Below are 25,525 nucleotides of genomic sequence, written 5' to 3'. Positions count from 1 at the left end.
GAGAAGAACTTCTCCTCTCCCTACCATTGTACACTACTATCTCTTTATTTTGAAACAGATTTAACGTACTCTTGTACAAATGCTAAAGCTTCCTCAACTTGCGCTGGGTTTTTACCGCCTGCTTGAGCCATATCAGGACGGCCACCACCGCCGCCGCCGCAACGAGAAGCTACTTCTTTCACAAGTTTACCCGCATGGTATCCTTGGCTAATTAAATCTTTCGTTACGCCAGCTAAGATGTTTACTTTATCATCATTTACAGACGCTAATACGACAACTGCAGACTCTAATTTATTTTTAAGGTCATCCATCATCGTACGTAAGTTGTTCATATCTGCAACATTTACTTTTGCCGCTAATACGTTCACGCCATCAACTGTCATTACTGAATCAGTTAAGTTTCCAGCTTCGATATTGCTTAATTTTGCTGCAAGAGATTCGTTTTCTTTTTGAAGTTGTTTTACTTCAGCAAATAAACCATCTACTCTTATTAAAATATCTTTCGGATTTGTTTTCATTTTTCCTGCTGCTTCTTTTAATAAACCTACTTGATCGTTCATTAATTCGTATGCAGACTTACCAGTTACCGCCTCAATACGACGAGTTCCTGCACCGATACCAGACTCAGCAACGATTTTGAAAATACCGATAGAAGCTGTATTATCAACGTGACAACCACCGCAAAGCTCTAAGCTGTAATCGCCTACTTGTACAACGCGTACAACATCACCGTATTTTTCACCGAATAATGCCATTGCGCCCATTTCTTTCGCTTCTTCGATTGCTTTTTGAGAAATCTCAACATCAATACTTTCCCAAATTTTCTCGTTTACCATACGCTCAATTTTTTCTAATTCGTCAGCTTGTACTTGACCGAAGTGAGAGAAGTCAAAGCGTAAACGTTCAGAAGTTACAAGAGAACCTGCTTGGTTAACATGCGTTCCAAGTACGTCTTTTAATGCTTGGTGTAGTAAGTGAGTTGCTGTATGGTTTTTCACAACGCTGCTACGGTTTTTCGTATCGATAATAGCTTTCACAGCCGCATCTTTCGTTAATGTACCTTCTTCAACAACAACTTTGTGCAAGTTTTGACCGTTTGGTGCTTTTTGTACGTCTTTTACAAGAACTTTCACGCCGTCAGCAAGAAGGTAACCACGGTCTGCAATTTGTCCGCCGCTCTCAGCATAGAATGGTGTTACATCAAGCATTAACTGTCCTTCTTCGCCAGCTTGTAAGCTGTCTGTGTATTCGCCGTTTTTCACAAGTGCAACAACGTTACTTTCTGTCGCAACTGTACCGTAACCAACGAACTCGCTCGCTACTTTCACTTCTCCAAGGACACCGCCTTGAACTTGCATAGAATCAACGTCTTGACGAGCAGCACGTGCGCGCTCACGTTGTTTTTCCATTTCATTTTCAAAGCCTTCATGATCAACTGTCATACCAGCTTCTTCTGCATATTCTTCTGTTAATTCAATTGGGAAACCGTATGTGTCATATAGACGGAACGCATCTACTCCAGAAATAACAGTTGTTTTTTCTTCTTTTGCTTTTGTGATAACTTCAGCTAAAATTGCTTCACCATCATGAAGTGTTTCGTGGAAACGCTCTTCTTCGTTTTTCACAACTTTTGCAATGAAATCTTTCTTTTCAAGTACTTCTGGGTAGAAGTCTTTCATTACTTCTCCAACAACCGGCACTAATTCAAACATGAATGGACGATTGATGTTTAATTTCTTCGAATAACGAACCGCGCGGCGTAATAAACGACGTAATACATAACCACGACCTTCGTTAGATGGAAGCGCACCGTCACCAACAGCGAATGTTACTGTACGGATATGGTCAGCAATTACTTTAAACGCCATATCTTTTTCTAAGTCACCATTACGATATTTCTCACCAGAAATTGATTCTGTTGCACCAATCATCGGCATGAATAAGTCTGTGTCAAAGTTTGTAGGCACATCTTGAACGATAGATGTCATACGCTCTAGACCCATCCCTGTATCGATGTTTTTCTTAGGAAGTGGTGTATATGAACCGTCTGGATTATGGTTAAATTGAGAGAATACAAGGTTCCATACTTCTAAGTAACGCTCGTTTTCTCCGCCTGGATATAATTCTGGGTCACTAAAGTCATTACCGTAAGCTTCTCCGCGGTCATAGAAAATCTCTGTATTCGGTCCACTTGGTCCTTCACCGATATCCCAGAAGTTTTCTTCTAAGCGGATGATACGCTCTTTCGGAACACCCATTTTCTCATTCCAAATTGTGAATGCTTCTTCATCTTCTGGATGGATTGTGACTGATAGTAATTCTTTATCGAATCCGATCCATTTGTCGCTCGTTAAGAACTCCCAAGCCCAAGTAATTGCTTCTTCTTTAAAGTAATCACCGATTGAGAAGTTACCTAACATTTCAAAGAATGTATGGTGACGAGCTGTTTTCCCTACGTTTTCAATATCGTTTGTACGAATTGATTTTTGAGCATTTGTAATACGTGGATTTTGCGGGATTACACGTCCATCAAAATATTTTTTTAATGTTGCTACACCACTGTTAATCCATAAAAGAGATGGATCCTCATGTGGAACTAGTGATGCACTAGGTTCTACTGCATGTCCTTTTTCTTGGAAAAAGTCTAAAAACATTTGACGAATTTGTGCGCCTGTTAGTTGTTTCATTGTATTTTCCTCCTTAAATATAAAAAACTCCCGCCCCTATAAAAGGGACGAGAGTTAACTCGCGATACCACCCTAATTATGAATTGATTATTATAACCATCAATTCATCACCTCATGGTGCCGTAACGTGGCAAGACGGCAGTGATTAGCTGCTCTCAGGATTAGCTTTCTGTTACCCTTCATTTAAAGCTTCTTTCAGCCATATGGAAGCTTCTCTCTATAAATGGACTGTAACGTACTTTTTCCGTCATTGATTTAATGTATTATATGACTAAATATAATAGAATTCTCTTAAGTTTGTCAATGTAGATAATCATTTATATTGCATTAACCATAGTTATTCTACTATTCATTCTTAACAGCCTTTCAATATATTATGCATTTATTAATAAATTGTACTACCTCTATATTTTTTTCAGAATATTATTTTTTTGTTATAATTAAATTATCAATAATAAAGGAGTGAGCAAAATGACAACTTTATTGAACAAGGCTAAAAACATATTAACGACTGACGAAACGATATTATTTTACACTGCATGTTCATTAGATATATTTATTTATCGTTCCGTTGCAAGACCAGGACTGTTAATTTTAACGAACAAACGGCTCTTCTTTTATGGACCAGATGTAAGTAAGAACCCAATATTTGAAGAGTACTCTTTTGCAAACATTTCTAATCTAAAAGAGCAAAAGCGGCTTTTCAGCAATCAAATTATATTTATGTACGATAATGAATGGAAAAAAATAAAGCATATTCAAACAAATGATGTAAACTCTCTCGTTCAACAAATACACGAGCAACTCTCTAAATAATGAAAGCCCTCTACTTTTATAAGTAGAGGGCTTTCATATTACACATCTTCTTTTTTCCAAAGAGGTCTTACATGAACAATCACTGTACGAATAACCGCTAAAATTGGAACTGATATTAGTAATCCTACAATCCCAGCTATCTCTCCTCCAACTAGTAATGCAAGCATAATAATAACAGGATGCATACGAAGTGACTTACCAACGATGTAAGGTGATAAAATGTTACTTTCCAAAAATTGCAAAATAGCAATCGTAATTCCCGCCTTAATGAGTAAACTCGTTGATACCGTTGCCGCAATCATCAATGTCGGAATCGCCCCTAAAATAGGACCGAAGTACGGGATTATATCCGTTACCCCAATAATAATGCCGAGTAATAATGGATATTTCATACCGATAAACCAAAAGGAAAGAACAGATACTCCCCCTAATACTAAGCAAACAAATAACTGTCCTCGAATATAACTTCCGAGTGACTTATCAATTTCTTTCGCCAGCATTTGCCCTGTACTACGCCACTTACTTGGGACTAGTTTCCAAAAGATGTGATAAAATTCACCGTAATCTTTTAATATGTAAAATACAATGAACGGTATTAAGAAAATAATAAGCAACGAATCCAGTACGCCACGAGCCGTACTCATCACTTTATTTAAAAGTGATTGTATCTTCGTTTCTACACCATCAAAAATTTGTTTCACCTTTTCATGAATAAATGATGGGAAATTTGCTGTTTGTTCTGTGACGCCATCCATCCAAGAATCATACATTTTTGTAAACTGCGGAAATTGTTCATTAATCTCTTGTAACTGTTTAATAACAACTGGCGTTCCTTTATAAATCCCATAACCAATTCCGCCAAAGAAAAGGATGTAAATAAGGAAAATAGCAAGTGTACGTGGCATCCCTTCTTTATGAATTTTTTCAATTAAAGGATGCAATAAATACGCAATAAAGCATGCAATAAGAAACGGTGTAATTGCCACTTTAAATACAAAAATAATCGGTGCCCATAGCGGCTTAATTTTTAAAAAGACAAGTAAACAAAGAAATACAAGTAACAATAACCCTAAACGATATATCCAAATGATTTTAAGATTCTTCACACGAAAAACCTCCTCCACCTTTATTTTGAAAATAAACAGGGTAGGTTATGTGCAAAAGTTTTAAAATCTTTTCGTGCAGACCATACTGTTTTGTAAAGACATACATATACATAACATAACAAGGACAACCACCCCTGAGAATGCAGCATGAAACAATATAATCAGGAGGGCTAATAATGGTTTTATTTATGCTCGTATTATCAGCACTTTTTATGATTCTTGAATGGGTTTGTATCGGGTTTGGGATTTGGAAAGGTTTTTTTATTCGTTCCTCGCGAAAAGAAAGGGCGAAGCAGTTATTTCATTACGGAATGCTTGGCGTTGGATGTTACGGCCTATCGTATCTCTTCTCTGAAATCGGACTTTTATATTTACATACAAGTGCATAAAAAAACTCCCTTATCATGAAGGGAGTTTTTTGCGCTTATAAATAAGATTTAATCATCTTACGTGCTTTTTTCATATTGCGTTTTGAAAATACATCTTGCTTGCGAGCATATTGATATGCTGCCGCTCCAACACCTAATGCGATTAATGAATTGCGTAGATTCAAAGTAAATCCCCCTTTTCGTTATCCGATCGTTCTTTCGTTCTCATCAAATAAATCATCAAGAGAGCTTAATGAACCATCTTCCTCCACTTGATGCGTATGGATTTTCCCTTTTGAAACCGATAATTCGATATAACAATTCCAGCAATAAAATTGGTTGACACCTATTTTTCCAATGTCTTTCCCTTTGCAATTTGGACAAATGAACATATGGCTTTCATCTCCTTACATTCTCCCAGATTCTATTCGCCATTATGTCCAAACCGCATTCATTTATACATTACTGGAGCCTTTCAACGTTATACGTTTGAAAGTTTCACTATATAATTTCACCTTGTTACATGAAATCATACGGTGAAATGTTTTCCACGTCCATTTCTTCGCCATTAACTGTTACCATCTGTACTTCTCCTTGTGATTCTTGCAAGCGACCCGCTAAAGTCGTTTGACGCATTGCATCATCAAGGCGATTTACACCAGACTGGAAAGCTGCTTCCTCCCCGCAAATAATAAGGAACTTCTTACTTCTTGTAATGCCAGTGTAAATTAAATTACGACGTAACATACGATTGTAACTTTTTACTATCGGCATAATCACAATCGGAAACTCACTACCTTGCGATTTATGAATCGAACAGCAATAGGCATGTGTAATTTGATTTAAGTCTGGCTTTGTATATGTTACTTCAATGCCATCAAATGAAACGATAATCATATCTTGTTGTTCAACGTTCTCTTTCGCATAAAACACCGAAACAATTTCTCCGATATCACCATTAAACACTTGGCTCTCTGGCTGATTAACGAGTTGCAGTACTTTATCGCCTCTTCGATATACAACATCACCGTAAGCAATTTCTTTACTCTTTTCCCTTTTCGGGTTAAACACTTCTTGCAACGCTTCGTTTAGTACATTAATACCGGCAGGGCCACGATACATCGGGGCCAATACTTGTACATCTCTTGCGCTAAACCCTTTTGTCTTAGCATTTTCACAAACCTTCTTAACAACTTCAACAATTTGAGCTCCTGTACAGCCGATAAACGAACGATCTTTTTGATTTTGCGCTAAATCTGGTGGGAGCGTTCCATTTTTTATCGCATGGGCGAGTTGAATAACAGATGAGCCTTCCGCTTGACGATAAATTTCAGTAAGCTTTACTGTCGGAACTGCACCTGCATTCAATAAATCTTTCAACACTTGTCCAGGCCCTACAGATGGTAACTGATCTTCATCACCTACAACGATAACTTGGATGTTCGTCGGCAATGACTTAAACAGCTGATTTGCAAGCCAAATATCAACCATTGAAAATTCATCAATAATGAGTAACTTCCCTTGAACCGGATCCGTTTCATTGCGCTGGAAAGACCCTTCTGGCGTCCAACCAAGTAACCGGTGAATTGTGCAAGCTGGAAGTCCTGTCGATTCACTCATTCGCTTTGCTGCTCTTCCTGTTGGAGCCGTTAATAATATCGGAAATGGATTATCATCGCTATATTCATTCGGATTTAACGATAATCCGTGGAGTGATGCATACATTTCAACAATTCCTTTAATAACTGTTGTTTTCCCTGTTCCTGGTCCACCTGTCAATAACATCATCGGTTTATGAAGTGCCGTTTGAATCGCTTCTTGCTGAAACGGTGCATACTGTACACTCAGTTGTTCTTCAATTTGACCTAACGTCTTTAACACTTCTGCTTCAGGAAATGAAGGTGTTTCCTCCTGATTCATAAGCCTGCGAATAGACTTTACAACACCTTTTTCAGAGTAGAATAACGATGCTAAATACACTCGTTCTTCTTCTATGATAACTTTCCCTTCACTTTGCATCATTTCAACGCAGCCTATAATGTCTTCCTCTGTCACTCTTCCTTCTTGGTTGTTTAAAAGTGACATCGTTTCTCTTACAAGTTGATCTTTTCCCATATAAACGTGACCGAGTTGCAGCGAAACATTCTCTAGCGTATAAAAACACCCTGCACGTACACGATCATCGTGATTACCCGATATTCCTAACGCACGTCCTATATCATCCGCTCTTCCAAATCCAATCCCGTCCACTTCTTCAATAAGCTTATACGGATTATTACGAATCACTTCTAACGTCATCTCTTTATATTGCTGGTAAATCTTAATAGAAAGCTTCGTTCCAAAACCGTAACCATTTAAAAAACTCATTACTTTCTCTAGTCCTTGATGTTCAACAATTGTCTCATATATTTCTTGCGCTTTTTGCTTGTTAACAACACCATTTAACGCATCAGGATCGTCCATAATTTTAGAGATGGCATGTTCCCCAAGATGATCCACAATTTTTTCAGCTGTACGCTTTCCTATCCCTTTAAATAAATCACTCGCTAAATATTGCACCATACCAGCTTTTGTTTGCGGCAATTCTTTCTTAAATGTTTCAACTAAATATTGTTTCCCATACTTCGGATGGTCTTTAAAATGACCTGTCAATGTAAACACTTCATCTTCATGCATGCGGGGAAAATGACCGTTTATCATCACTTTTTTTTCGTCGTACGTTTCATTCGTCTCAATGACTTTCATACTGACAACGGAATAGAGGTTTTCTTCATTGTGGAAAATGGTGTGAAGAACTTGCGCTTTTATAAACTTTTTATCTTCCTCAAACAAATCCATTGCATGTTGATTTCCCATCTTTCCTCTCCTTTCCGGTTCGTTTCACTTTAATGAGCAGTACATCCCCCACCTATTTAGATGAGGGATAACTACCCATTAAACTATATTTTCATCTTATTCAGCTTCTTGCTCCAATAAACGAACACCATTACCAGCTAAAAAGTGATCTGGCTGAATTTCAGTTGCTTTCTTAAATAAAGTAAGAGCCTTCTCGTTATTTTCTTCAAATACGTACGCAACACCTAAATTATAATACGCATCTGCATGCTCTTCATCCATTTCTAATACCTTTTCAAAATAAGGTTTCGCCTCTTGAATATGTTCTAAACGTGCAAAGCAAAGTCCGCACTGGAACACAGCTTCTACATCGTTTTCATCTAATTCTGTTGCTCTTTGTAAAAATGGAAGTGCAAGACGATCATTTCCAAGCTGCACATGTGTAATACCTAACATAAATGTTACATCAGCTGATTGTAATCCCGCTTGCATCGCTTGTTCAAATACAGCCTTTGCCTCTACAAATTGCTCTTGACCGTAATATACATTTCCTAATCCATAATAAGCAGCCGCAGATTTACCATCTAATTCTAATGCACGTTTATAAAATAAAATTGCTCTTTCACTATCACCTAGTACATCTAATAAGTTCGCAAAATTAATGTATCCAAGCGCATCTTTCGGATTTTCTTCGATTGCTTCTGTGAAATTTTTAGCAGCTTCTTCCCAGTTTCCTTCTTGCATATATTGAATACCTGTTTCAAGTTTGTTTGACATGTCCTTCACCTCTACAACAAATTATAACAAAGAATGTATTTTCCAAGCGAACGAAAATTCGCTTTATGTAAAAGAAACCTCTAACCGCTAATCGGCAGAGGCTTCTCATTTTATCCTAAATAATCCAATTTCTTACCACTACGATATACTTCATCAATTGTAGCACCGCCTAAGCACTCATCTCCATCATAGAAAACAACTGCTTGTCCTGGTGTAATTGCACGAATTGGCTCATCACAAAGAATACGAACTGTATTTTCATCAACGATTTGAACCGTTACTTTATTGTCTTCTTGACGATAACGGAATTTCGCTGTGCACTTAAATTCTTTTTCTTTCGCTTCATTACTTACCCAGCCGATATTCGTAGCAATAACTTCATCACCATATAGAAGCTCGTTATGGAATCCTTGATCAACATATAAAATGTTTTCTTTCAAGTTTTTCCCAACAGCAAACCACGGATCACCGTTACCACCAATACCAAGGCCATGACGTTGTCCAATTGTATAGTACATTAAACCGTCATGCTTCCCTTTCACTTCACCAGATAATGTTTGCATCACACCTGGTTGCGCTGGTAAATAGTTGCTTAAGAAATCTTTAAAGTTACGCTCACCGATAAAGCAAATACCAGTACTATCTTTCTTCGCCGCTGTCGCTAAACCAGCTTCTGTCGCCATTTCACGAATTTGCGGTTTCTTTAATTCACCTAATGGGAACATTGTTTTTGATAATTGCTCTTGGCTTAATTGATTCAAGAAATACGTTTGGTCTTTATTATCATCAACGCCGCGAAGCATTTTATATTCGCCGTCCATATAAGCAACGCGTGCATAATGACCTGTCGCTACATAATCAGCACCAAGCGCAATCGCATGCTCTAAAAATGCTTTAAATTTAATTTCTTTATTACACATTACATCTGGGTTTGGTGTACGACCAGCTCGGTACTCATCTAAGAAGTACGTAAATACTTTATCCCAGTATTGTTTTTCAAAGTTTACTGCATAATACGGAATGCCAATTTGGTTACACACTTCAATTACATCATTGTAATCTTCTGTTGCTGTGCAGACACCATTCTCATCTGTATCATCCCAGTTTTTCATAAAAATTCCGATTACATCGTAACCTTGCTCTTTTAATAAAAGAGCTGCTACAGATGAATCGACGCCACCGGACATCCCGATGACAACGCGTGTTTCTTGAGGTAGTTTGTTCATCATGTCACCTCCCATGCTAATTTTGTGTTAATCGCTTCACGATTTTCACTGTTTCGTACGCCGCTTTCTCAATTTGCTCTTTCGTATTTCCAAGTCCGAAACTAAAGCGTACGGATGAACGTATTTGATCGGAGTCTTTTCCGAACATCGCTACTAATACATGTGATGGATCAATCGAACCAGCTGTACACGCCGAGCCACTTGACACTGCAATGCCAGCTATATCTAAGTTCACAAGGAACGGTTCAATGTTCATTCCTGTAAAACTGATATTAAGCACATGTGGTAATCGATATTCTAAGTTTCCGTTTACCTCGAAAGTAATGTCTTCATTTTTGAAGACAGATACCATTATATCTTTAAACTCTTCATATTGGGCATTTTTTTGCTCACGAGTTTTTTCAGCTAACAAAATTGCATGTTGCAAACCAACGATACTCGGTACATTTTCAGTACCAGCACGGCGTTTTCTTTCTTGCTCCCCGCCTATTAATAACGGTTCAAATTTCACATTTGCACCAGCGTATAGGAACCCTACACCTTTCGGTCCGTTAATTTTATGAGCTGAAATCGATAATAAATCAATACTGAACTCTTTCACATCTATTTCTACTAATCCGTAAGCTTGTACCGCATCTGTATGGAAATATGCTTGATGCTCTTTTAGCAACTTCCCTATTTCCGCGATTGGTTGCATCGTCCCGACTTCATTATTCCCAAACATAACGGATACGAGAATCGTCTCTTCTGTTAATGCATTTTGTATGTCAGAAACTTGAACGCGTCCTGTTTCATCAACAGGTAAATATGTCACTTCAAACCCTTCGCGCTCTAACAATTCACACGTATGCAAAATTGCATGATGTTCAATTCGCGTCGTTATAATATGGTTACCTTTATGACGATTCGCACGTGCTACACCTATAAGCGCTAAATTATCAGCTTCTGTACCACCGCTCGTAAATATAATTTCATTCGGATTCGCATGAATGCTACGCGCTCCCGCGCGTCTCGCCTCATCTACTGCATGGCGCGTTTGACGTCCATAAAAGTGAATACTAGACGGGTTCCCGAATGTTTCTGTCATATATGGAATCATCTTTTCGACCACTTCTGGGTGAGTCGGAGATGTCGCAGCATGATCTAAGTAAATGCGTTCCATTAAATCTCCTTCTTTCCAAATCGTTTCACAAGGAATTAAATGTAAAACATATAGCCCCCGTGATTTTCTTCCTCATAACGTACTAAATCTTCTAACGTTGTACTATCTAACACTTCTTGCACCGCATCACGAACACGCATCCATAATTGGCGTTGTGCCGGTTCCTCTTCTTCTATCATTTCTACAACACTAATCGGACCCTCTAATACACGGATTACATCCCCAGCTGTAATGTTAGCTGGCTGATCAGACAATACATATCCGCCATATGCCCCGCGCGTACTCTTTACTAGACGAGCGTTACGAAGTGGTGAAATTAATTGCTCTAAGTAATGTTCCGATAAATCATGTGCCTGCGCAATTGATTTTAAGGAAATTGGACCTTCACCAAACTTTTTTGCAAGATCGATCATAATTGTTAAGCCGTAGCGGCCTTTCGTTGAAATCTTCATCTATTTTGCACCTCTTTTCAAATTTTCACTTCTATTGGTTATATCTTATTTATAAAAGAACACAATTTAAAATCCTATGAAATTATAGCATAATATAGTATTATAAGAAATTTCAACTTGTGTATCAAAATGATAACATAAAATCACATTGAAAAACTCGGAAATTATTACAATTGAAAGAAAAATGAAAATATTTATATTCATTTTTCCCACAAAACAGCATCCTATTTCAAATTCCACTAAAAAAAATGATACGATAGAAAGAGATTATACATTAAGGGAGACGGTAAAAATGAAACAGCCACTCGCACATCGAATGCGCCCTACAAATATTCAAGAAATTATCGGACAACAACATTTAGTTGGTGAAGGAAAAATTTTATGGCGAATGGTCCAAGCAAATCATTTTCAATCTATGATTTTATACGGCCCTCCAGGCACAGGAAAAACATCCATTGCGAGCGCAATTGCAGGAAGTACTGGAACCCCTTTTCGCCTATTAAACGCTGTTACTCATAATAAAAAAGATATGGAAGTTGTCGTACAAGAAGCAAAGATGCATCGACACCTCGTTTTAATTTTAGATGAAGTACACCGTCTAGATAAAGCAAAACAGGATTTTCTATTACCTCATTTAGAAAGCGGACTCCTTACCTTAATCGGTGCAACAACGAGTAATCCGTTCCATGCTATTAATTCTGCTATTCGAAGTCGTTGTCAAATCTTCGAATTACACGCATTAACAGAAGATGATCTTTTAATTGGCTTAAAACGAGCACTTGAAGATAAAGAAAAAGGTCTTGGGGAATATGATGTGACGGTTACGCCGGAAGCATTACATCACTTTGCAAATGCATCTGGTGGAGATATGCGTTCTGCTTATAATGCACTTGAACTAGCTGTTTTATCTAGCTTTACAACGGACGAAAAAGCTGCGGTAATTACGCTAGAAATTGCAGAAGAATGCTTGCAAAAAAAGAGCTTCGTTCACGACAAAGGTGGAGATGCTCATTATGACGTATTATCGGCATTTCAAAAATCGGTGCGCGGAAGTGATGTAAATGCAGCACTTCATTATTTAGCACGTCTTATTGAAGCTGGTGATTTACAAAGCATTGGTAGACGTCTTCTTATTATGGCATATGAAGATATCGGACTTGCTAGCCCACAAGCCGGACCGCGTACACTAGCAGCTATAGAATCAGCGGAACGAGTTGGATTCCCAGAGGCACGCATACCACTTGCAAATGCTGTTATCGAGCTTTGCTTATCACCAAAATCAAACTCAGCTTACAAAGCACTTGATACTGCATTACACGATTTACGTAACGGTCAAACAGGCGACATTCCAAGTCATTTAAAAGATAGTCATTACAAAGGCGCAGAATCACTTGGAAGAGGCATTGGATACTTGTATCCACACGACCATCCAAATGGATGGGTACAACAACAATACTTACCTGATAAAATAAAAAACAAACAATATTATAAACCGAAAACGACAGGGAAATTTGAGCAAGCACTTTCTACTGTATATGAAAGATTACAAAGTTCGAATAAAACGAAAAATAAAGGGTAACCTAAGCGAAAACGTCACCATTATGGAGGCTTCGCTTATGAAAACACGTCAAGATGCATGGACAAAAGAAGACGATCTCCTTTTAGCAGAAACTGTTTTACGACATATTCGCAGCGGTAGCACACAAATAAAAGCATTCGATGAAGTCGGCGATACATTGAACCGCACTTCCGCAGCTTGCGGATTTAGATGGAATGCTGAAGTAAGACCGAATTACGAAGATGCGGTGCAACTTGCAAAAAAACAACGTAAAGAATTAAAACGCTCTGAAGCTAAAATAGAAAAAGAGCATTTCACGCAAACGAAACAACTCGTAATTGATGCCGAGTTTTCAGAAGATATTATACCAAACAAACAGGACCTTACAATGCAACATGTCATCTCGTTTTTGCAAAACTTAGAGCATACCAACCCTTCACTCGCAAAGTTACAAACTGAAAATGAAGTATTACAAGCTCAGCTCACGACTTTGAAAAAAACGAATCATGAACTGGAAGCAAAATTAGCGGTACTCTCAAAAAAACAACAAGCAATCGAAGAAGATTATGCAATGCTTGTTAGAATTATGGACCGTGCTCGAAAACTCGTTTCAGTTGAAGAACAAGAAGAACAGATTGCTCCAATTTTCAAGACAGATCAAAATGGAAATTTAGATATTATTTATTCTGCAGAAAATTAAAACGGATGTCACCTAATAGAAAAAGCATATACCCTAGACGGATATATGCTTTCTTTTTATTCTTGCCCTACACGCTTCACTTCAACGTTTTTAATACGTTCACGTACAACGTGACTTGCCATAATTAGGCCTGCCACAGATGGTACGAATGCATTTGATGAAGGTGGTAATTTCGCTTTACGAATTTTTGCATTTTCGTCTGGTACGATTTCTTTACGTACTTCTTCACGAATTACGATTGGGTTTTCGTCAGAGAAGACAACTTTTACACCTTTTTTAATACCATCTTTACGAAGCTTCGTACGAATTACTTTCGCAATTGGATCTGTATGTGTTTTAGAGATGTCCGCAATACGGAAACGAGTTGGGTCCATTTTATTTGCTGCACCCATGCATGAGATAATTTTAATTTTTCGACGTAAGCACTGTTTAATTAAATGAATTTTGAACGTAATCGTATCAGATGCATCTACTACAAAATCCAATCCATGTTTGAAGAACTCTTCATATGTTTCATCAGTATAAAACATTTCTAGTCCAATTACTTCACACTCTGGATTAATGTCTGCGATACGCTCTTTCATTAATTCTACTTTTGAACGCCCTACAGTAGATACTAACGCGTGAATTTGACGGTTTACGTTTGTAATATCTACAACGTCTTTATCGACTAATACGAGACGTCCTACACCAGAACGTGCTAACGCCTCTGCCGAAAATGACCCTACGCCGCCAATTCCTAAAATACCGACTGTACTATTTTTTAATATTTCAAGTCCTTCTTTACCGAAGGCTAATTCATTACGTGAAAATTGATGTAACATTCAGCTCTACACTCCTATTACAAAAATGGTCTATCATGTATTCTAGCGTTTTTCCGACTATTTGTATAGAAAAAGTTATAGAATTCCTAAAAATACATATTTCGAGAATAAAAACATAGTGTAAACCGGACTTTTATTTCCCCCTAAATATACGGTTTAAAAAGGAGGATTTAGAGAACCGAGCATATCGAGGCACGCACGCTAGGAGGAGCGCAGTGTAGGAGTACTACTCGAGCACCGGACTAGCATACGTAACGATGAGATGCGACAGTTATCTAAACCGGACTTTTTAAACAACCTCTCAAAAAAAGTCTAGACGGCTATAGTATAACCATCTAGACTTTATTCTTACTTCTGTTCTTTTAAGCTTAATTTTAAGTTTAACTCTTCAAGCTGTGCTTCTGCTACTGGGCTTGGAGCTTCTGTTAATAAGCAGCTTGCGCTTGCTGTTTTCGGGAATGCAATTGTATCACGAAGGTTCGTACGGCCTGCAAGCAACATAACAAGACGGTCTAAACCTAATGCGATACCACCGTGTGGTGGAGTACCGTATTCGAATGCTTCTAATAAGAATCCGAATTGCTCTTGTGCTTCTTCTTGTGAGAATCCAAGTGCTTTGAACATTTTTTCTTGTACGTCACGCTCGTAAATACGAAGTGATCCACCGCCAAGCTCATAACCATTTAATACAAGGTCATATGCTTGTGCACGTGCTTTTTCTGGTGCCGTTTCTAATAACTCAACATCTTCACGGAATGGCATTGTGAATGGGTGGTGAGCTGCGAAGTAACGATCTGCATCTTCATCGTACTCAAGAAGTGGCCAATCCGTTACCCATAGGAAGTTAAATTTACTTTCGTCAATTAACTCAAGCTCTTTACCTAGACGTAAACGAAGTGCACCTAAGCTATCTGCAACAACACTCTTCTTATCTGCTACGAATAGTAATAAGTCGCCAGCAGTAGCTTCTAATGTAGCCATTAACGCGTTTGCTTCTTCTTCACCGAAGAATTTCGCAATCGGTCCTTTTAAGCCGTCCTCTTCCACTTTAAGCCAAGCTAGACCTTTTGCACCGTATACTTTTACGAATTCAGTTAATGCATCGATATCTTTACGAGAGTATTTGCTCGCAGCACCTTTTGCATTAATTGCTTTTACTTGTCCGCCGCTTTCTACAGCACTTGTAAATACTTTAAAACCACAACCTACTGCAAATTCAGATAAGTCTGTTAGTTCCATTTCAAAGCGTGTATCTGGCTTATCAGAACCGTAACGAGCCATTGCATCAGCATATTTCATACGAGGGAATGGTGCACTCACTTCTACACCTTTTGCATCCTTCATAACTTTCGTCATCATGCGCTCCATCATATCTAAAATTTCATCTTGTGTTAAGAATGAAGCTTCGATATCGATTTGCGTGAATTCTGGTTGACGGTCTGCACGTAAATCTTCGTCACGGAAACAACGTGCTACTTGATAGTAACGCTCAAATCCGCCGACCATAAGAAGCTGTTTAAATAATTGTGGAGACTGTGGTAACGCATAGAATTCACCATCATGTACACGACTTGGTACTAAATAGTCACGAGCTCCTTCTGGTGTACTCTTCGTTAAAATTGGTGTTTCCACTTCTAAGAACTCTTCTGTGTCTAAGAAGTTACGAATTGTTTTCGTTACGTCGTGACGCATTTTGAATGTGTTAAACATTGCAGGACGACGTAAGTCTAAATAACGATATTTTAAACGCACATCTTCTGATGCATCTGTATCATCAGCAATAATGATTGGCGTTGTTTTTGCTGCATTTAATACGTTTACTTTCGTTGCTTGTACTTCAATACGACCCGTTGCCATATTGTCATTAATTGCGCCTTCACCACGCTCAACAACTGTACCTTCTACGTGCAATACGTATTCACTACGAATAGTTTCTGCTATTTCTAACGCTTCTTTTGATGTTTCTGGGTTAAATACAACTTGCACGATACCTGTACGGTCACGTAAGTCGATAAAGATTAATCCACCTAAATCACGGCGTTTTTGTACCCAACCTTTTAATTGAACTGTTTGTCCAACTGCTTCTACTGTTACTTTTCCACATGCATGTGTTCTTTCAGCCACTGTAAGTTCCCCCTATATTAATTTCTCTGCTACGTATGAAGCAAATACATCTAATGCTACTTCTTCTTGTTCGCCTGTTGCCATATCTTTTAAGTTAATGATGCCTTTATCTAGCTCATCTTCCCCTAATACAGCTACAAATTTCGCCTTTAGACGATCTGCTGATTTAAATTGTGCTTTCATTTTACGGTCTAAATAATCTTTTTCAACTGATAATCCAGCTTTACGAAGATCAAACGCAATTTTCGCAGCATGGTCTTTCGCTTTTTCACCAAGCGCTACAACATAACAATCAATACTATGTTCAATTGGTAATTCTATGTTTTCAGCTTTTAGCGCCATAATTAAACGTTCGATACTCATCGCAAAACCGATACCTGGCATTTCTGGCCCACCGATTTCTTGTACAAGCCCGTTATAACGGCCACCGCCGCTTAATGTAGTGATAGCACCGAAACCTTCTGCCTCACTCATAATTTCAAAAACAGTGTGTTGGTAGTAGTCTAAACCACGTACTAAGTTCGGATCTTTTTCAAATGGAACATCCATCATCGTTAATAGTTCTTGAACTTTGTCGTAGTATACTGCTGAATCTTCGTTTAAGTATTCTGTAATAGATGGTGCTGTTCCCATTAATTCATGGTTACGGTCCTTCTTACAATCTAAAATACGAAGAGGATTCTTTTCTAAACGAGATTGGCAGTCAGAACAGAACTCACCGATACGTGGCTCGAAGTGTGCGATTAACGCATCACGGTGCGCTTGACGGCTCGCCGCATCACCTAAGCTGTTTAATACAACTTTAATATTTTTTAAGCCCATGCCGCGGTAAAACTCTACAGCAAGTGCAATTACTTCTGCATCAATCGCAGGATCGTTACTACCGATTGCTTCAATACCGAATTGTACGAATTGACGATAGCGACCTGCTTGTGGTCTTTCGTAACGGAACATTTGACCAATATAGTATAATTTCGTTGGTTGTGTTGCATCACCGAACATTTTGTTTTCAACGTAAGAACGTACAACAGGTGCAGTACCTTCTGGACGTAATGTTAAACTGCGCTCTCCACGATCTTGGAATGAGTACATTTCTTTTTGTACGATATCTGTCGTATCACCAACACCACGTAAAAATAGCTCAGTGTGTTCAAAAATTGGTGTACGAATTTCTTTATAGTTGTAACGACGGCAAATTTCGCGTGCTTGCCCTTCGATATACTGCCATAACTCAACGCTACCTGGAAGAATATCTTGCGTTCCGCGTGGGATTTGAATAGACATATTCAGTTCCTCCTCAAATTGTTTTAATCTTAATAAAAATAAAAAAACTCCCGCCTCTACTGTTTGAACAGTAGGGACGAGAGTATTATACCCGTGGTGCCACCCTAATTGAAGCACGTATGCTTCCACTTTTTTAATAACGCTTAAATGTGCGTTCATCCCTACTAAGCATATATGCCGTTCAAGTTGAAACCTCTAGAGTGTCATTCAATCAGTCATCATGCAGAAATGTTTTCAGCCTAAGACATTTCTTCTCTTTCCATGTGTGTCTCATTTACTCTTCTCTATCAACGGTTATATTCATATGTAAATATAAAATTACTATACGTTTGTTGAGTAGGATTGTCAAGTACTCTAAGAGCGTTCAATCTGCTTCTTTAGACGCTTTACATCTTGAAGAGAAATCCCAAACTCAGAAGCAAGTTCCATTGAAGTATTGTTTTGCTCTTTTGAAATAAAATCATGAAAATTTACGTTAAACAGTTGATTTGCACCATTTGTAACAGAATGCCCTTTTTCATTCATACGCATACGTATATCCCTCACATTCAATATAGATGTTTTACTTTTTATTGTTCCATATTGATGAAAGAGTTATACATAACTGAAACAGCTATTGATTCCAAATAAAGTAAAACTTTAATGAATAAGGGTTTTGTCCATCGCCACTCATTATTAACCCTCACTAATCAGGCTTCGGCGGGCAGTGGATCTCCCACAAATAGCGAGATAAATGAACAAAACATACAACAATGTATAAAAAAGAGGGGATTATGTAATCCCCTCTTTTTTAAGCAACACTATTTACTATCCACAATTAAGGTCACCGGACCATCATTGATTAAAGAAACATCCATCATTGCTCCGAACTTCCCTGTTTCTACATGCAATCCTTGCTTACGAACTTCCTCATTAAAGAAATCATATAAACGCTCTGCATAATCAGGTTTGGCAGCATCCATAAAGTTGGGACGTCTTCCCTTGCGGCAATCTCCGTATAATGTGAATTGCGAAATTGATAGAACTTGTCCTTCTACATCAAGTACAGAATGGTTCATCTTTCCACTCTCATCTTCAAAAATACGTAAGTTCGCAATTTTTTCTGCAATGTAAGTTGCATCTTTTTCTGTATCTTCATGCGTAATGCCAACTAGTAATGTTAAACCGAACGGAATTTGTCCTACGATCTCACCGTCTACTGTGACAGACGCTTCTTTTGATCGTTGTAAAACAACTCTCATCTTTTCTACACTCCCTATTAATGCATCATGCGTCGTACTGCATAAATTTCTGGAACACGTTTAATGCGTTCTACTACTTTTTTCAAGTGCTGTAAGTTACGAATAGAGATTGACATATTAATTGTCGCCATCTTATTACGGTCACTTCTACCAGAAACTGCCGAAATATACGTTTTCGTCTCTGTAACAGCTTGTAATACTTCATTTAATAAGCCACGGCGATCGTAACCTGAAATTTCAATATCAACGTTATACTCAATTTCTTTTTCAGGACTACCTTCCCACTCTACTTCCAATAAACGTTCTATAGCTTCTTCTGTATGAACATTTACACAATCACGGCGGTGAATCGATACACCTCGGCCTTTCGTAATATAACCAACGATATCATCACCTGGTACTGGGTTACAGCATTTTGATAAACGAATTAATAAATTATCCGCACCACTTACTTTAACGCCAGAATCCCATTTTCGAATTTTCATCGGTTTACGAACTTCTTTAACTTCAACGATTTCTTCTTCTTCACGTTGCTTACGGAATTTGTCCGTTAGTCGCGTAACAATTTGCGACGCTGTAATCCCGCTATATCCAACTGCTGCAAACATATCTTCTTCATTTGCAAAGTTGAATTTTTCAGCAACACGTTTTAAATTGTCAGGAGCTAACACTTCTTTCATCTCATACTCTAGGCTACGCACTTCTTTCTCAACAAGTTCACGGCCTTTTTCAATATTTTCATCTCTACGTTGCTTCTTAAAGAATTGACGTATTTTGTTTTTTGCATGAGATGTTTGAGCAAGTTTCACCCAGTCTTGACTTGGCCCATACGAATGTTTCGATGTTAAAATTTCAATGATGTCACCAGTTTTTAATTTATAATCAAGCGTCACCATTTTCCCGTTTACTTTTGCACCAATTGTTTTATTTCCAATCTCTGAATGTACGCGATACGAAAAGTCAATCGGAACAGATCCAAGTGGCAATTCCATTACGTCGCCTTTCGGTGTAAAGACGAATACCATGTCAGAGAATAAATCAATTTTTAATGACTCCATAAACTCTTCTGCATTAGAAGCTTCATTTTGCCATTCTAATATTTGACGGAACCATGTAAGTTTCTTCTCTAATGTACCTGTTGTTTCTGCTGTTTTTCCTTCTTTATACGCCCAGTGCGCCGCGATCCCGAATTCTGCAATCTCATGCATTTCTTTCGTACGAATTTGCACTTCAAGCGGATCACCTTTCGGCCCAATTACAGTCGTATGAAGAGATTGATATAGATTTGCTTTCGGCATCGCAATATAATCTTTAAAACGACCTGGCATCGGCTTCCAGCACGTATGAATAATTCCAAGTACTGCATAACAATCTTTAATACTATTTACAACGACACGTACAGCTAATAAATCGTAAATTTCATTGAACTGTTTATTTTGCAGTGCCATTTTACGATAAATACTGTAAATATGCTTTGGTCTTCCAGAAATCTCAGGTTGAATTGCAACTTCTTTTAATTTCTCACGAATACCAGTCATTACTTCGTCTAAATATTCTTCACGCTCTGCACGTTTACGCTTCATTAAATTTACAATACGATAGTACTGCTGTGGATTTAAATAGCGAAGTGACGTATCCTCTAGCTCCCATTTAATAGTACTAATTCCGAGTCTATGTGCTAAAGGTGCAAAGATTTCTAACGTTTCATTTGCAATGCGTCGCTGCTTCTCTTGAGGCAAATGTTTCAATGTACGCATGTTATGAAGACGATCAGCTAGTTTAATTAAAATAACTCGAATATCTTGAGCCATTGCGATAAACATTTTGCGATGGTTTTCTGCTTGTTGTTGCTCATGAGATTTATATTTAATCTTTCCGAGCTTTGTTACACCATCGACAAGCATAGCAATTTCTTTATTAAATTCCCGTTCAATATCTTCTAATGTAATTTCTGTATCTTCCACTACATCATGTAAGAAACCTGCTGATACTGTAGCTGGATCCATGTGTAAATCAACTAAAATACCTGCAACTTGAATTGGATGAATAATGTACGGTTCACCCGATTTTCTGTATTGTTCGCTATGCGCATCACGTGCATATTCATAGGCACGTGCCACTAGCTCAATATCTTCATCTGCTAAATATTGACTTGCTTTCTCGAGTACCTGTTCAGCTGTTAGTACCTGCTCATTTGCCATCGAATCACCTTTTATTGAAAATTGACTTTATCTTAATTAAGTAGAATAAATTATATTCTATCATTATAACCTAATGATTGTGAATTGTGAAAAGGAAAAGATTTTACTGACATTTCACCTTATTTTTTTGTGCAATTATACAAAAGTACCCGCTCCTCTCCAAGAGATTCACGGGTACTTCTTATCACCGTAGTTTTACCTATATAGTGATTAGTATTTTTCTAATACTAATACATCGTAACCATCTAACATTTTACGACCATCTAAGTAAGTAAGCTCTACTAAGAATGCAATTCCTGCTACAACTCCGCCAAGTTCTTCAACTAGCTTAATTGTCGCTTCAATTGTTCCACCTGTAGCTAATAGATCATCTGTAATTAATACGCGTTGACCTGGCTTAATTGCATCTTTATGGATTGTTAAAACATCTTTACCATATTCTTTACCGTAGTCAACTGTAATTACTTCACGTGGTAATTTTCCTAATTTACGAACTGGTGCAAAACCTACTTCTAACGCATAAGAAACTGGGCAACCGATAATAAAGCCACGTGCTTCTGGCCCTACTACAACGTCAATGTCTCTTTTCTTTGCATACTCAACGATTGCATCTGTTGCTGCTTTGTATGCTTTACCGTCGTTCATTAACGGTGTAATGTCTTTAAATACAATACCTTCTTTTGGATAATCCGGTACAATTGCGATATGTTGCTTGAAATCCATATTTCTGAATCCTCCTCAGATCTAAAAGGTTTGTAAATACAAATCCTTTACCCTAACTGTTCTACTTCTTTATGATTACGAATCGTTTCAAACCATGTATATAGTTGCTGATATGTGCTATAAACCAATTCTTTTTCTAATTGTAAGTGGTTCATTTTCTCACGATATGTGTTCGATTCAATTAAATCACGCTTTTGTTTTTTGTCTGCCATAAAAATGACGCCATCTTTTATTGTAACAAATTCTAACTCAAAAAACACCTGTGTCATGAAATTTACTGTATCTTTTGACCAACCTTTATGTCGACATAGCTGTTCTCCATATTGTCTTAAAGAAAATGGTGCTTTTTGGCTCAAGAACGAATAGTACCATTTAAAATGTTCCCTCGTTGGAACAGTACTAAATAAATGATTATTCTCTTGATAAAATAGCGTATAAATTCGCGACGGGAACCCAACTTTAAATAAATCTCTTAATTCATCTGTTCCTTTTGGCAAATCAAGTAACACGATGTATTGATCGTCTAAATGAGTCACTTCTGATGCATGCATCATATGCTCTTTAAAGTCTTCTAAAGAAAATTTATTCAATACCTCTTCAGAAAAATACACCATCGTTATTTTTTCTTTCGGAAGTTCTGCTACATTCGCTTCTATGTTACGCATACTACGCCAATCAAATAATTGCCACGCCTCTACAGCAATATCTTGTACCATTAATTGCGGCTTCTTAAAATTATTCCATTCATTGATAGATGCTTCTCCTATTACAGATACCTTTGCAACTGGAGAAATTTCTTTCGCATACGCACCAAATCCAAATCCGATTGTATCCAGTGTCGCTTGTCCATCGCGAAGAGCCATTTTCAAATGAGAGCCATCTGATCCGATTGCACGAATACTTTCTAACTCTGCATCCTTCACTGCAATACGCGGTTTTGGATTCCCAACACCAAATGGCGCTAACTTTTGCATGTCTTCAATTGCTGCCAGTGTTACATCCTCCACTTTACAAAAGACATCAACAGCTGTAATTGGAATAAAATCTTCTTCTGTTAAAATTACCTCTGCTTGTTCATTTAAGCGGCGGCGCAATTCATCTACATCATTCATATGTAGCGTCATTCCCGCTGCCATCGGATGTCCTCCGAAGTGTGGCAATAACTCTCTACAATCTGACAAGTTTGCAAACAAATCAAATCCTGCAATACTACGTGCTGAACCTTTTGCCGTTTCTTTTACAGGATCAATGCATAATACAATCGTTGGACGATAAAAACGTTCAACTAATTTAGATGCGACAATTCCAATTACACCTGGATTCCAGCCTTCTTTTGCCAGTACTAGTACTTTATTGTCTTCTGGCGGGAAATTATGTTCCACTTCAGCGATAGCTTCTTCTGTAATTTGCTTTACAATATCTTTTCGCAGTTTGTTCAGCTCATCAATTTCTTCAGCTAGCTCTTTCGCTTCTTCTGGATCATCTGATAATAAAAGATGTACAGCCGGCGTAGCATCTTCTAAACGGCCAACTGCATTAATGCGCGGTGCGAGTGAGAATCCAATGCTCTCTTCTGTAATTTCACTTTGCGAAACGTTAGCAACTTTAAATAGCGCCTTTAGTCCGATATTTTTCGTCATGCGCATATGCTTTAAACCGCGCTTCACTAGCAATCTATTCTCACCATGAAGTGACACTAAATCGGCTACTGTACCAATTACTGCAATTTCTAATAAATGTTCTGGTACACGACCTAGTAGTGCATGTGCAACTTTAAATGCAACACCTACACCAGCTAAATAGTGAAACGGATATACACCGCCATCTAATTTAGGATGAATAATCGCAAGTGCTTCTGGCAATTCTGGTGGTGGCTCATGGTGATCTGTAATAATAAGATCTATTCCAAGCTCCTTCGCTACCTTCGCTTCATGTACTGCTGCGATACCAGTATCGACAGTAATAATTAGTGAGAATCCTGCGCTATGCGCCCAACGAAATGCTTCTTCGTTTGGTCCATAACCTTCTGTGAAACGGTTTGGGATATAAAATTCTACATTTGCACCTAATTCTTGCAAAGCAAGATATAACACAGTCGTACTACTTACTCCGTCCGCATCGTAGTCACCAAATATTAATATTTGCTCTCCATTTTGAATCGCCTTATTTACACGTTCTACCGTTCTATCCATTCCTTCTAATAAAAATGGATCATGAAATTCTTGATTTTCTGTATTTAAAAAATCTAAAATCTTATCTTCTGTATCTAGTCCTCTACCGAGGAATAACGAAACGACAAGTGGTGATAATTTTAATTTACTTGCTAATTCACTCACTCGCTCGTCATTATATTCTTTTTCTTTCCAACGCGTCTTCGGTTGTAACACGAAATCACCCCTTAACCTGTTCATTATACAAGACAGATTAAGGGGTGACAATATAATGCAAACTACGCTGCAATATCTATATACTAAAATGTTAATAATGTTTAATTTGGAGAATACGGATTTATATGTACAAACACATTTTGTACGTTATCTTGTTCCATAAGCGTTTCTTTCACATGCTTTCCAATGCGGTGCCCTTCTTCTACAGTAATGTATGGATCTACAGAAACTTTAATATCGACAATAACGTAATGACCATGCTCCCTTGCATATAAAGAACCGATTTTTTTCACACCATCTATTTGAAGTACTGCTTCTCTAAGCGGAACAACATCTTCCTCATGAAGAACATGATCAAGCGTTGCATGAATTGCTTCTGCCCCAATACTCCACGCCATTTTTGCAACAAGAAGTGAAACAAATAATCCTGCAATTGGATCGGCATATACAAGCCAATCCAACCCGAACTTACCACCAATAATCGCTGCACAAATACCGATTAAAGCTGCAATTGAAGAAAATACATCCGAACGATGTTCATATGCATTTGCAATAATTGCATCACTATTTACCCTCTTCCCTAATCGGAATTTATATTGAAACATTCCTTCTTTCACGATAATTGAAAGAACAACAGCAAAAATCGTAATTCCCTTCGGTGGTTCTAGTTCCTGCGAAAAAGCTTTTATAGACGAAATCGCTATCTCGATTCCCACAATAAATAATAATACTGCAACAATAATTGCTGAAATCGATTCCGCTTTACCATGACCGTACGGATGATCTTCATCGGGCGGTTGCTTTGCTGCTCGCAATCCAAAAAGTACAGCGAGCGAACCAATTACATCTGATGCAGAATGTACGGCATCCGCTAATAGTGCTTTACTGTTCCCAATATAACCAATTACCGCCTTTACAATCGCTAATATAATATTACCAACGATCCCGACAATAGCACCAAACTCGGCCTGTTTAAAACGTTCATCTTTTTCCATAATTAAAATCCCTTCTTTTCTTAACCTATCTTTTTATTGTAGCAAAAATAGCGATAACA

Annotated in this window: 22 protein-coding genes and 2 other annotated features; of the genes, 4 read left to right on the top strand and 18 right to left on the bottom strand. The window is 37.9% G+C overall.

Translation table 11 applies throughout. The features are described 5' to 3' along the window. Window positions 1-44: 44 nt before the first annotated feature. Window positions 45-2,687 (bottom strand): alanine--tRNA ligase, encoded by a 2,643-nt coding sequence (gene alaS, locus QEP67_RS05430; RefSeq protein WP_000811811.1) that lies wholly within the window; start codon window positions 2,685-2,687, stop codon window positions 45-47. A 40-nt stretch (window positions 2,688-2,727) separates the two neighbouring features. Next, window positions 2,728-2,947: a binding site (T-box leader), on the bottom strand. A 211-nt stretch (window positions 2,948-3,158) separates the two neighbouring features. On the opposite strand from alaS, the gene QEP67_RS05425 reads away from it, so the two are divergent. Beyond that, window positions 3,159-3,503, top strand: coding sequence for a PH domain-containing protein (locus QEP67_RS05425; RefSeq protein WP_000209469.1), 345 nt, complete (start codon window positions 3,159-3,161; stop codon window positions 3,501-3,503). Window positions 3,504-3,541: 38 nt separating this feature from the next. On the opposite strand, the gene QEP67_RS05420 is transcribed toward QEP67_RS05425, so the two are convergent. Beyond that, entirely contained in the window at window positions 3,542-4,609 is a 1,068-nt protein-coding gene (locus QEP67_RS05420; RefSeq protein WP_000793120.1) for an AI-2E family transporter, read from the bottom strand. 176 nt (window positions 4,610-4,785) lie between these two features. Here QEP67_RS05420 and QEP67_RS05415 point away from each other — a divergent pair, with 176 nt between their 5' ends. Then, a complete protein-coding gene (locus QEP67_RS05415; protein WP_000242555.1) occupies window positions 4,786-4,998 on the top strand; it encodes a hypothetical protein in 213 nt (70 codons plus the stop codon). A 35-nt stretch (window positions 4,999-5,033) separates the two neighbouring features. On the opposite strand, the gene QEP67_RS05410 is transcribed toward QEP67_RS05415, so the two are convergent. From QEP67_RS05410 to QEP67_RS05380, 7 genes are all read right to left on the bottom strand, one after another. Further along, a complete protein-coding gene (locus QEP67_RS05410) occupies window positions 5,034-5,162 on the bottom strand; it encodes a YrzQ family protein (protein ID WP_001053553.1) in 129 nt (42 codons plus the stop codon). Between the two features lie 18 nt (window positions 5,163-5,180). Then, window positions 5,181-5,369: a hypothetical protein gene (locus QEP67_RS05405; protein ID WP_000469281.1), complete on the bottom strand. Its 189-nt coding sequence runs from the start codon at window positions 5,367-5,369 to the stop codon at window positions 5,181-5,183. 127 nt (window positions 5,370-5,496) lie between these two features. Then, the gene (locus QEP67_RS05400) at window positions 5,497-7,833 is read right to left on the bottom strand and encodes an ATP-dependent RecD-like DNA helicase (protein WP_000528051.1); all 2,337 of its coding nucleotides are present in this window, start codon (window positions 7,831-7,833) and stop codon (window positions 5,497-5,499) included. A gap of 96 nt (window positions 7,834-7,929) precedes the next feature. Continuing rightward, a complete protein-coding gene (locus QEP67_RS05395; protein WP_353706536.1) occupies window positions 7,930-8,589 on the bottom strand; it encodes a tetratricopeptide repeat protein in 660 nt (219 codons plus the stop codon). 110 nt (window positions 8,590-8,699) lie between these two features. Beyond that, complete coding sequence (mnmA, locus tag QEP67_RS05390; RefSeq protein WP_001038022.1) at window positions 8,700-9,815, bottom strand: tRNA 2-thiouridine(34) synthase MnmA; 1,116 nt, start codon at window positions 9,813-9,815, stop codon at window positions 8,700-8,702. Window positions 9,816-9,831: 16 nt separating this feature from the next. Beyond that, the gene (locus QEP67_RS05385) at window positions 9,832-10,977 is read right to left on the bottom strand and encodes a cysteine desulfurase family protein (protein WP_000439915.1); all 1,146 of its coding nucleotides are present in this window, start codon (window positions 10,975-10,977) and stop codon (window positions 9,832-9,834) included. 35 nt (window positions 10,978-11,012) lie between these two features. Next, window positions 11,013-11,429 (bottom strand): Rrf2 family transcriptional regulator, encoded by a 417-nt coding sequence (locus QEP67_RS05380; RefSeq protein ID WP_000704116.1) that lies wholly within the window; start codon window positions 11,427-11,429, stop codon window positions 11,013-11,015. Between the two features lie 292 nt (window positions 11,430-11,721). Between QEP67_RS05380 and QEP67_RS05375 the strand changes: the two genes are divergently transcribed. Next, a complete protein-coding gene (locus QEP67_RS05375) occupies window positions 11,722-13,008 on the top strand; it encodes a replication-associated recombination protein A (RefSeq protein WP_000812941.1) in 1,287 nt (428 codons plus the stop codon). Between the two features lie 37 nt (window positions 13,009-13,045). Next, window positions 13,046-13,687 (top strand): RsfA family transcriptional regulator, encoded by a 642-nt coding sequence (locus QEP67_RS05370; RefSeq protein WP_000857719.1) that lies wholly within the window; start codon window positions 13,046-13,048, stop codon window positions 13,685-13,687. 56 nt (window positions 13,688-13,743) lie between these two features. Here the strand turns inward: QEP67_RS05370 and QEP67_RS05365 are convergent, their stop codons facing one another. The 9 genes from QEP67_RS05365 to QEP67_RS05325 form a co-directional block, all read right to left on the bottom strand. Beyond that, window positions 13,744-14,511, bottom strand: coding sequence for a tRNA threonylcarbamoyladenosine dehydratase (locus QEP67_RS05365; protein ID WP_000903181.1), 768 nt, complete (start codon window positions 14,509-14,511; stop codon window positions 13,744-13,746). A gap of 348 nt (window positions 14,512-14,859) precedes the next feature. Beyond that, the gene (aspS, locus tag QEP67_RS05360) at window positions 14,860-16,635 is read right to left on the bottom strand and encodes an aspartate--tRNA ligase (protein WP_000840881.1); all 1,776 of its coding nucleotides are present in this window, start codon (window positions 16,633-16,635) and stop codon (window positions 14,860-14,862) included. 12 nt (window positions 16,636-16,647) lie between these two features. Continuing rightward, window positions 16,648-17,919, bottom strand: coding sequence for a histidine--tRNA ligase (hisS, locus tag QEP67_RS05355; protein WP_033658806.1), 1,272 nt, complete (start codon window positions 17,917-17,919; stop codon window positions 16,648-16,650). Between the two features lie 69 nt (window positions 17,920-17,988). Beyond that, window positions 17,989-18,219, bottom strand: a binding site (T-box leader). A gap of 54 nt (window positions 18,220-18,273) precedes the next feature. Then, entirely contained in the window at window positions 18,274-18,450 is a 177-nt protein-coding gene (locus tag QEP67_RS05350; protein WP_001242605.1) for a hypothetical protein, read from the bottom strand. A 269-nt stretch (window positions 18,451-18,719) separates the two neighbouring features. Beyond that, window positions 18,720-19,160: a D-tyrosyl-tRNA(Tyr) deacylase gene (locus tag QEP67_RS05345; RefSeq protein ID WP_001266955.1), complete on the bottom strand. Its 441-nt coding sequence runs from the start codon at window positions 19,158-19,160 to the stop codon at window positions 18,720-18,722. A 17-nt stretch (window positions 19,161-19,177) separates the two neighbouring features. After that, window positions 19,178-21,361 carry a GTP diphosphokinase gene (gene relA / locus QEP67_RS05340; RefSeq protein WP_001262796.1) on the bottom strand — a complete coding sequence of 728 codons (2,184 nt, stop codon included), beginning with the start codon at window positions 21,359-21,361 and terminating at the stop codon, window positions 19,178-19,180. Between the two features lie 210 nt (window positions 21,362-21,571). Next, window positions 21,572-22,084: an adenine phosphoribosyltransferase gene (locus tag QEP67_RS05335; protein WP_000346221.1), complete on the bottom strand. Its 513-nt coding sequence runs from the start codon at window positions 22,082-22,084 to the stop codon at window positions 21,572-21,574. 47 nt (window positions 22,085-22,131) lie between these two features. Further along, complete coding sequence (gene recJ, locus QEP67_RS05330) at window positions 22,132-24,471, bottom strand: single-stranded-DNA-specific exonuclease RecJ (protein ID WP_000941221.1); 2,340 nt, start codon at window positions 24,469-24,471, stop codon at window positions 22,132-22,134. Between the two features lie 101 nt (window positions 24,472-24,572). After that, window positions 24,573-25,466: a cation diffusion facilitator family transporter gene (locus QEP67_RS05325; RefSeq protein ID WP_000409733.1), complete on the bottom strand. Its 894-nt coding sequence runs from the start codon at window positions 25,464-25,466 to the stop codon at window positions 24,573-24,575. Window positions 25,467-25,525 lie beyond the last annotated feature (59 nt).

Origin of the sequence: Bacillus cereus group sp. MS39, assembly GCF_040448665.1 — a bacterium.
Classification (GTDB): domain Bacteria; phylum Bacillota; class Bacilli; order Bacillales; family Bacillaceae_G; genus Bacillus_A; species Bacillus_A wiedmannii.
The sequence above is the reverse complement of the archived record's forward strand: the minus strand, read 5'-3'. Positions and strand labels throughout refer to the sequence as shown.

What these genes read in the sequence shown, in the direction of transcription:
- alaS (WP_000811811.1), bottom strand. Translation starts at nt 2,687, where the DNA reads ATGAAACAACTAACAGGCGCACAAATTCGTCAAATGTTTTTAGACTTT.
- QEP67_RS05425 (WP_000209469.1), top strand. Translation starts at nt 3,159, where the DNA reads ATGACAACTTTATTGAACAAGGCTAAAAACATATTAACGACTGACGAA.
- QEP67_RS05415 (WP_000242555.1), top strand. Translation starts at nt 4,786, where the DNA reads ATGGTTTTATTTATGCTCGTATTATCAGCACTTTTTATGATTCTTGAA.
- QEP67_RS05405 (WP_000469281.1), bottom strand. Translation starts at nt 5,369, where the DNA reads ATGTTCATTTGTCCAAATTGCAAAGGGAAAGACATTGGAAAAATAGGT.
- QEP67_RS05400 (WP_000528051.1), bottom strand. Translation starts at nt 7,833, where the DNA reads ATGGGAAATCAACATGCAATGGATTTGTTTGAGGAAGATAAAAAGTTT.
- QEP67_RS05395 (WP_353706536.1), bottom strand. Translation starts at nt 8,589, where the DNA reads ATGTCAAACAAACTTGAAACAGGTATTCAATATATGCAAGAAGGAAAC.
- mnmA (WP_001038022.1), bottom strand. Translation starts at nt 9,815, where the DNA reads ATGAACAAACTACCTCAAGAAACACGCGTTGTCATCGGGATGTCCGGT.
- QEP67_RS05385 (WP_000439915.1), bottom strand. Translation starts at nt 10,977, where the DNA reads ATGGAACGCATTTACTTAGATCATGCTGCGACATCTCCGACTCACCCA.
- QEP67_RS05380 (WP_000704116.1), bottom strand. Translation starts at nt 11,429, where the DNA reads ATGAAGATTTCAACGAAAGGCCGCTACGGCTTAACAATTATGATCGAT.
- QEP67_RS05375 (WP_000812941.1), top strand. Translation starts at nt 11,722, where the DNA reads ATGAAACAGCCACTCGCACATCGAATGCGCCCTACAAATATTCAAGAA.
- QEP67_RS05370 (WP_000857719.1), top strand. Translation starts at nt 13,046, where the DNA reads ATGAAAACACGTCAAGATGCATGGACAAAAGAAGACGATCTCCTTTTA.
- QEP67_RS05365 (WP_000903181.1), bottom strand. Translation starts at nt 14,511, where the DNA reads ATGTTACATCAATTTTCACGTAATGAATTAGCCTTCGGTAAAGAAGGA.
- hisS (WP_033658806.1), bottom strand. Translation starts at nt 17,919, where the DNA reads ATGTCTATTCAAATCCCACGCGGAACGCAAGATATTCTTCCAGGTAGC.
- QEP67_RS05350 (WP_001242605.1), bottom strand. Translation starts at nt 18,450, where the DNA reads ATGCGTATGAATGAAAAAGGGCATTCTGTTACAAATGGTGCAAATCAA.
- QEP67_RS05345 (WP_001266955.1), bottom strand. Translation starts at nt 19,160, where the DNA reads ATGAGAGTTGTTTTACAACGATCAAAAGAAGCGTCTGTCACAGTAGAC.
- relA (WP_001262796.1), bottom strand. Translation starts at nt 21,361, where the DNA reads ATGGCAAATGAGCAGGTACTAACAGCTGAACAGGTACTCGAGAAAGCA.
- QEP67_RS05335 (WP_000346221.1), bottom strand. Translation starts at nt 22,084, where the DNA reads ATGGATTTCAAGCAACATATCGCAATTGTACCGGATTATCCAAAAGAA.
- QEP67_RS05325 (WP_000409733.1), bottom strand. Translation starts at nt 25,466, where the DNA reads ATGGAAAAAGATGAACGTTTTAAACAGGCCGAGTTTGGTGCTATTGTC.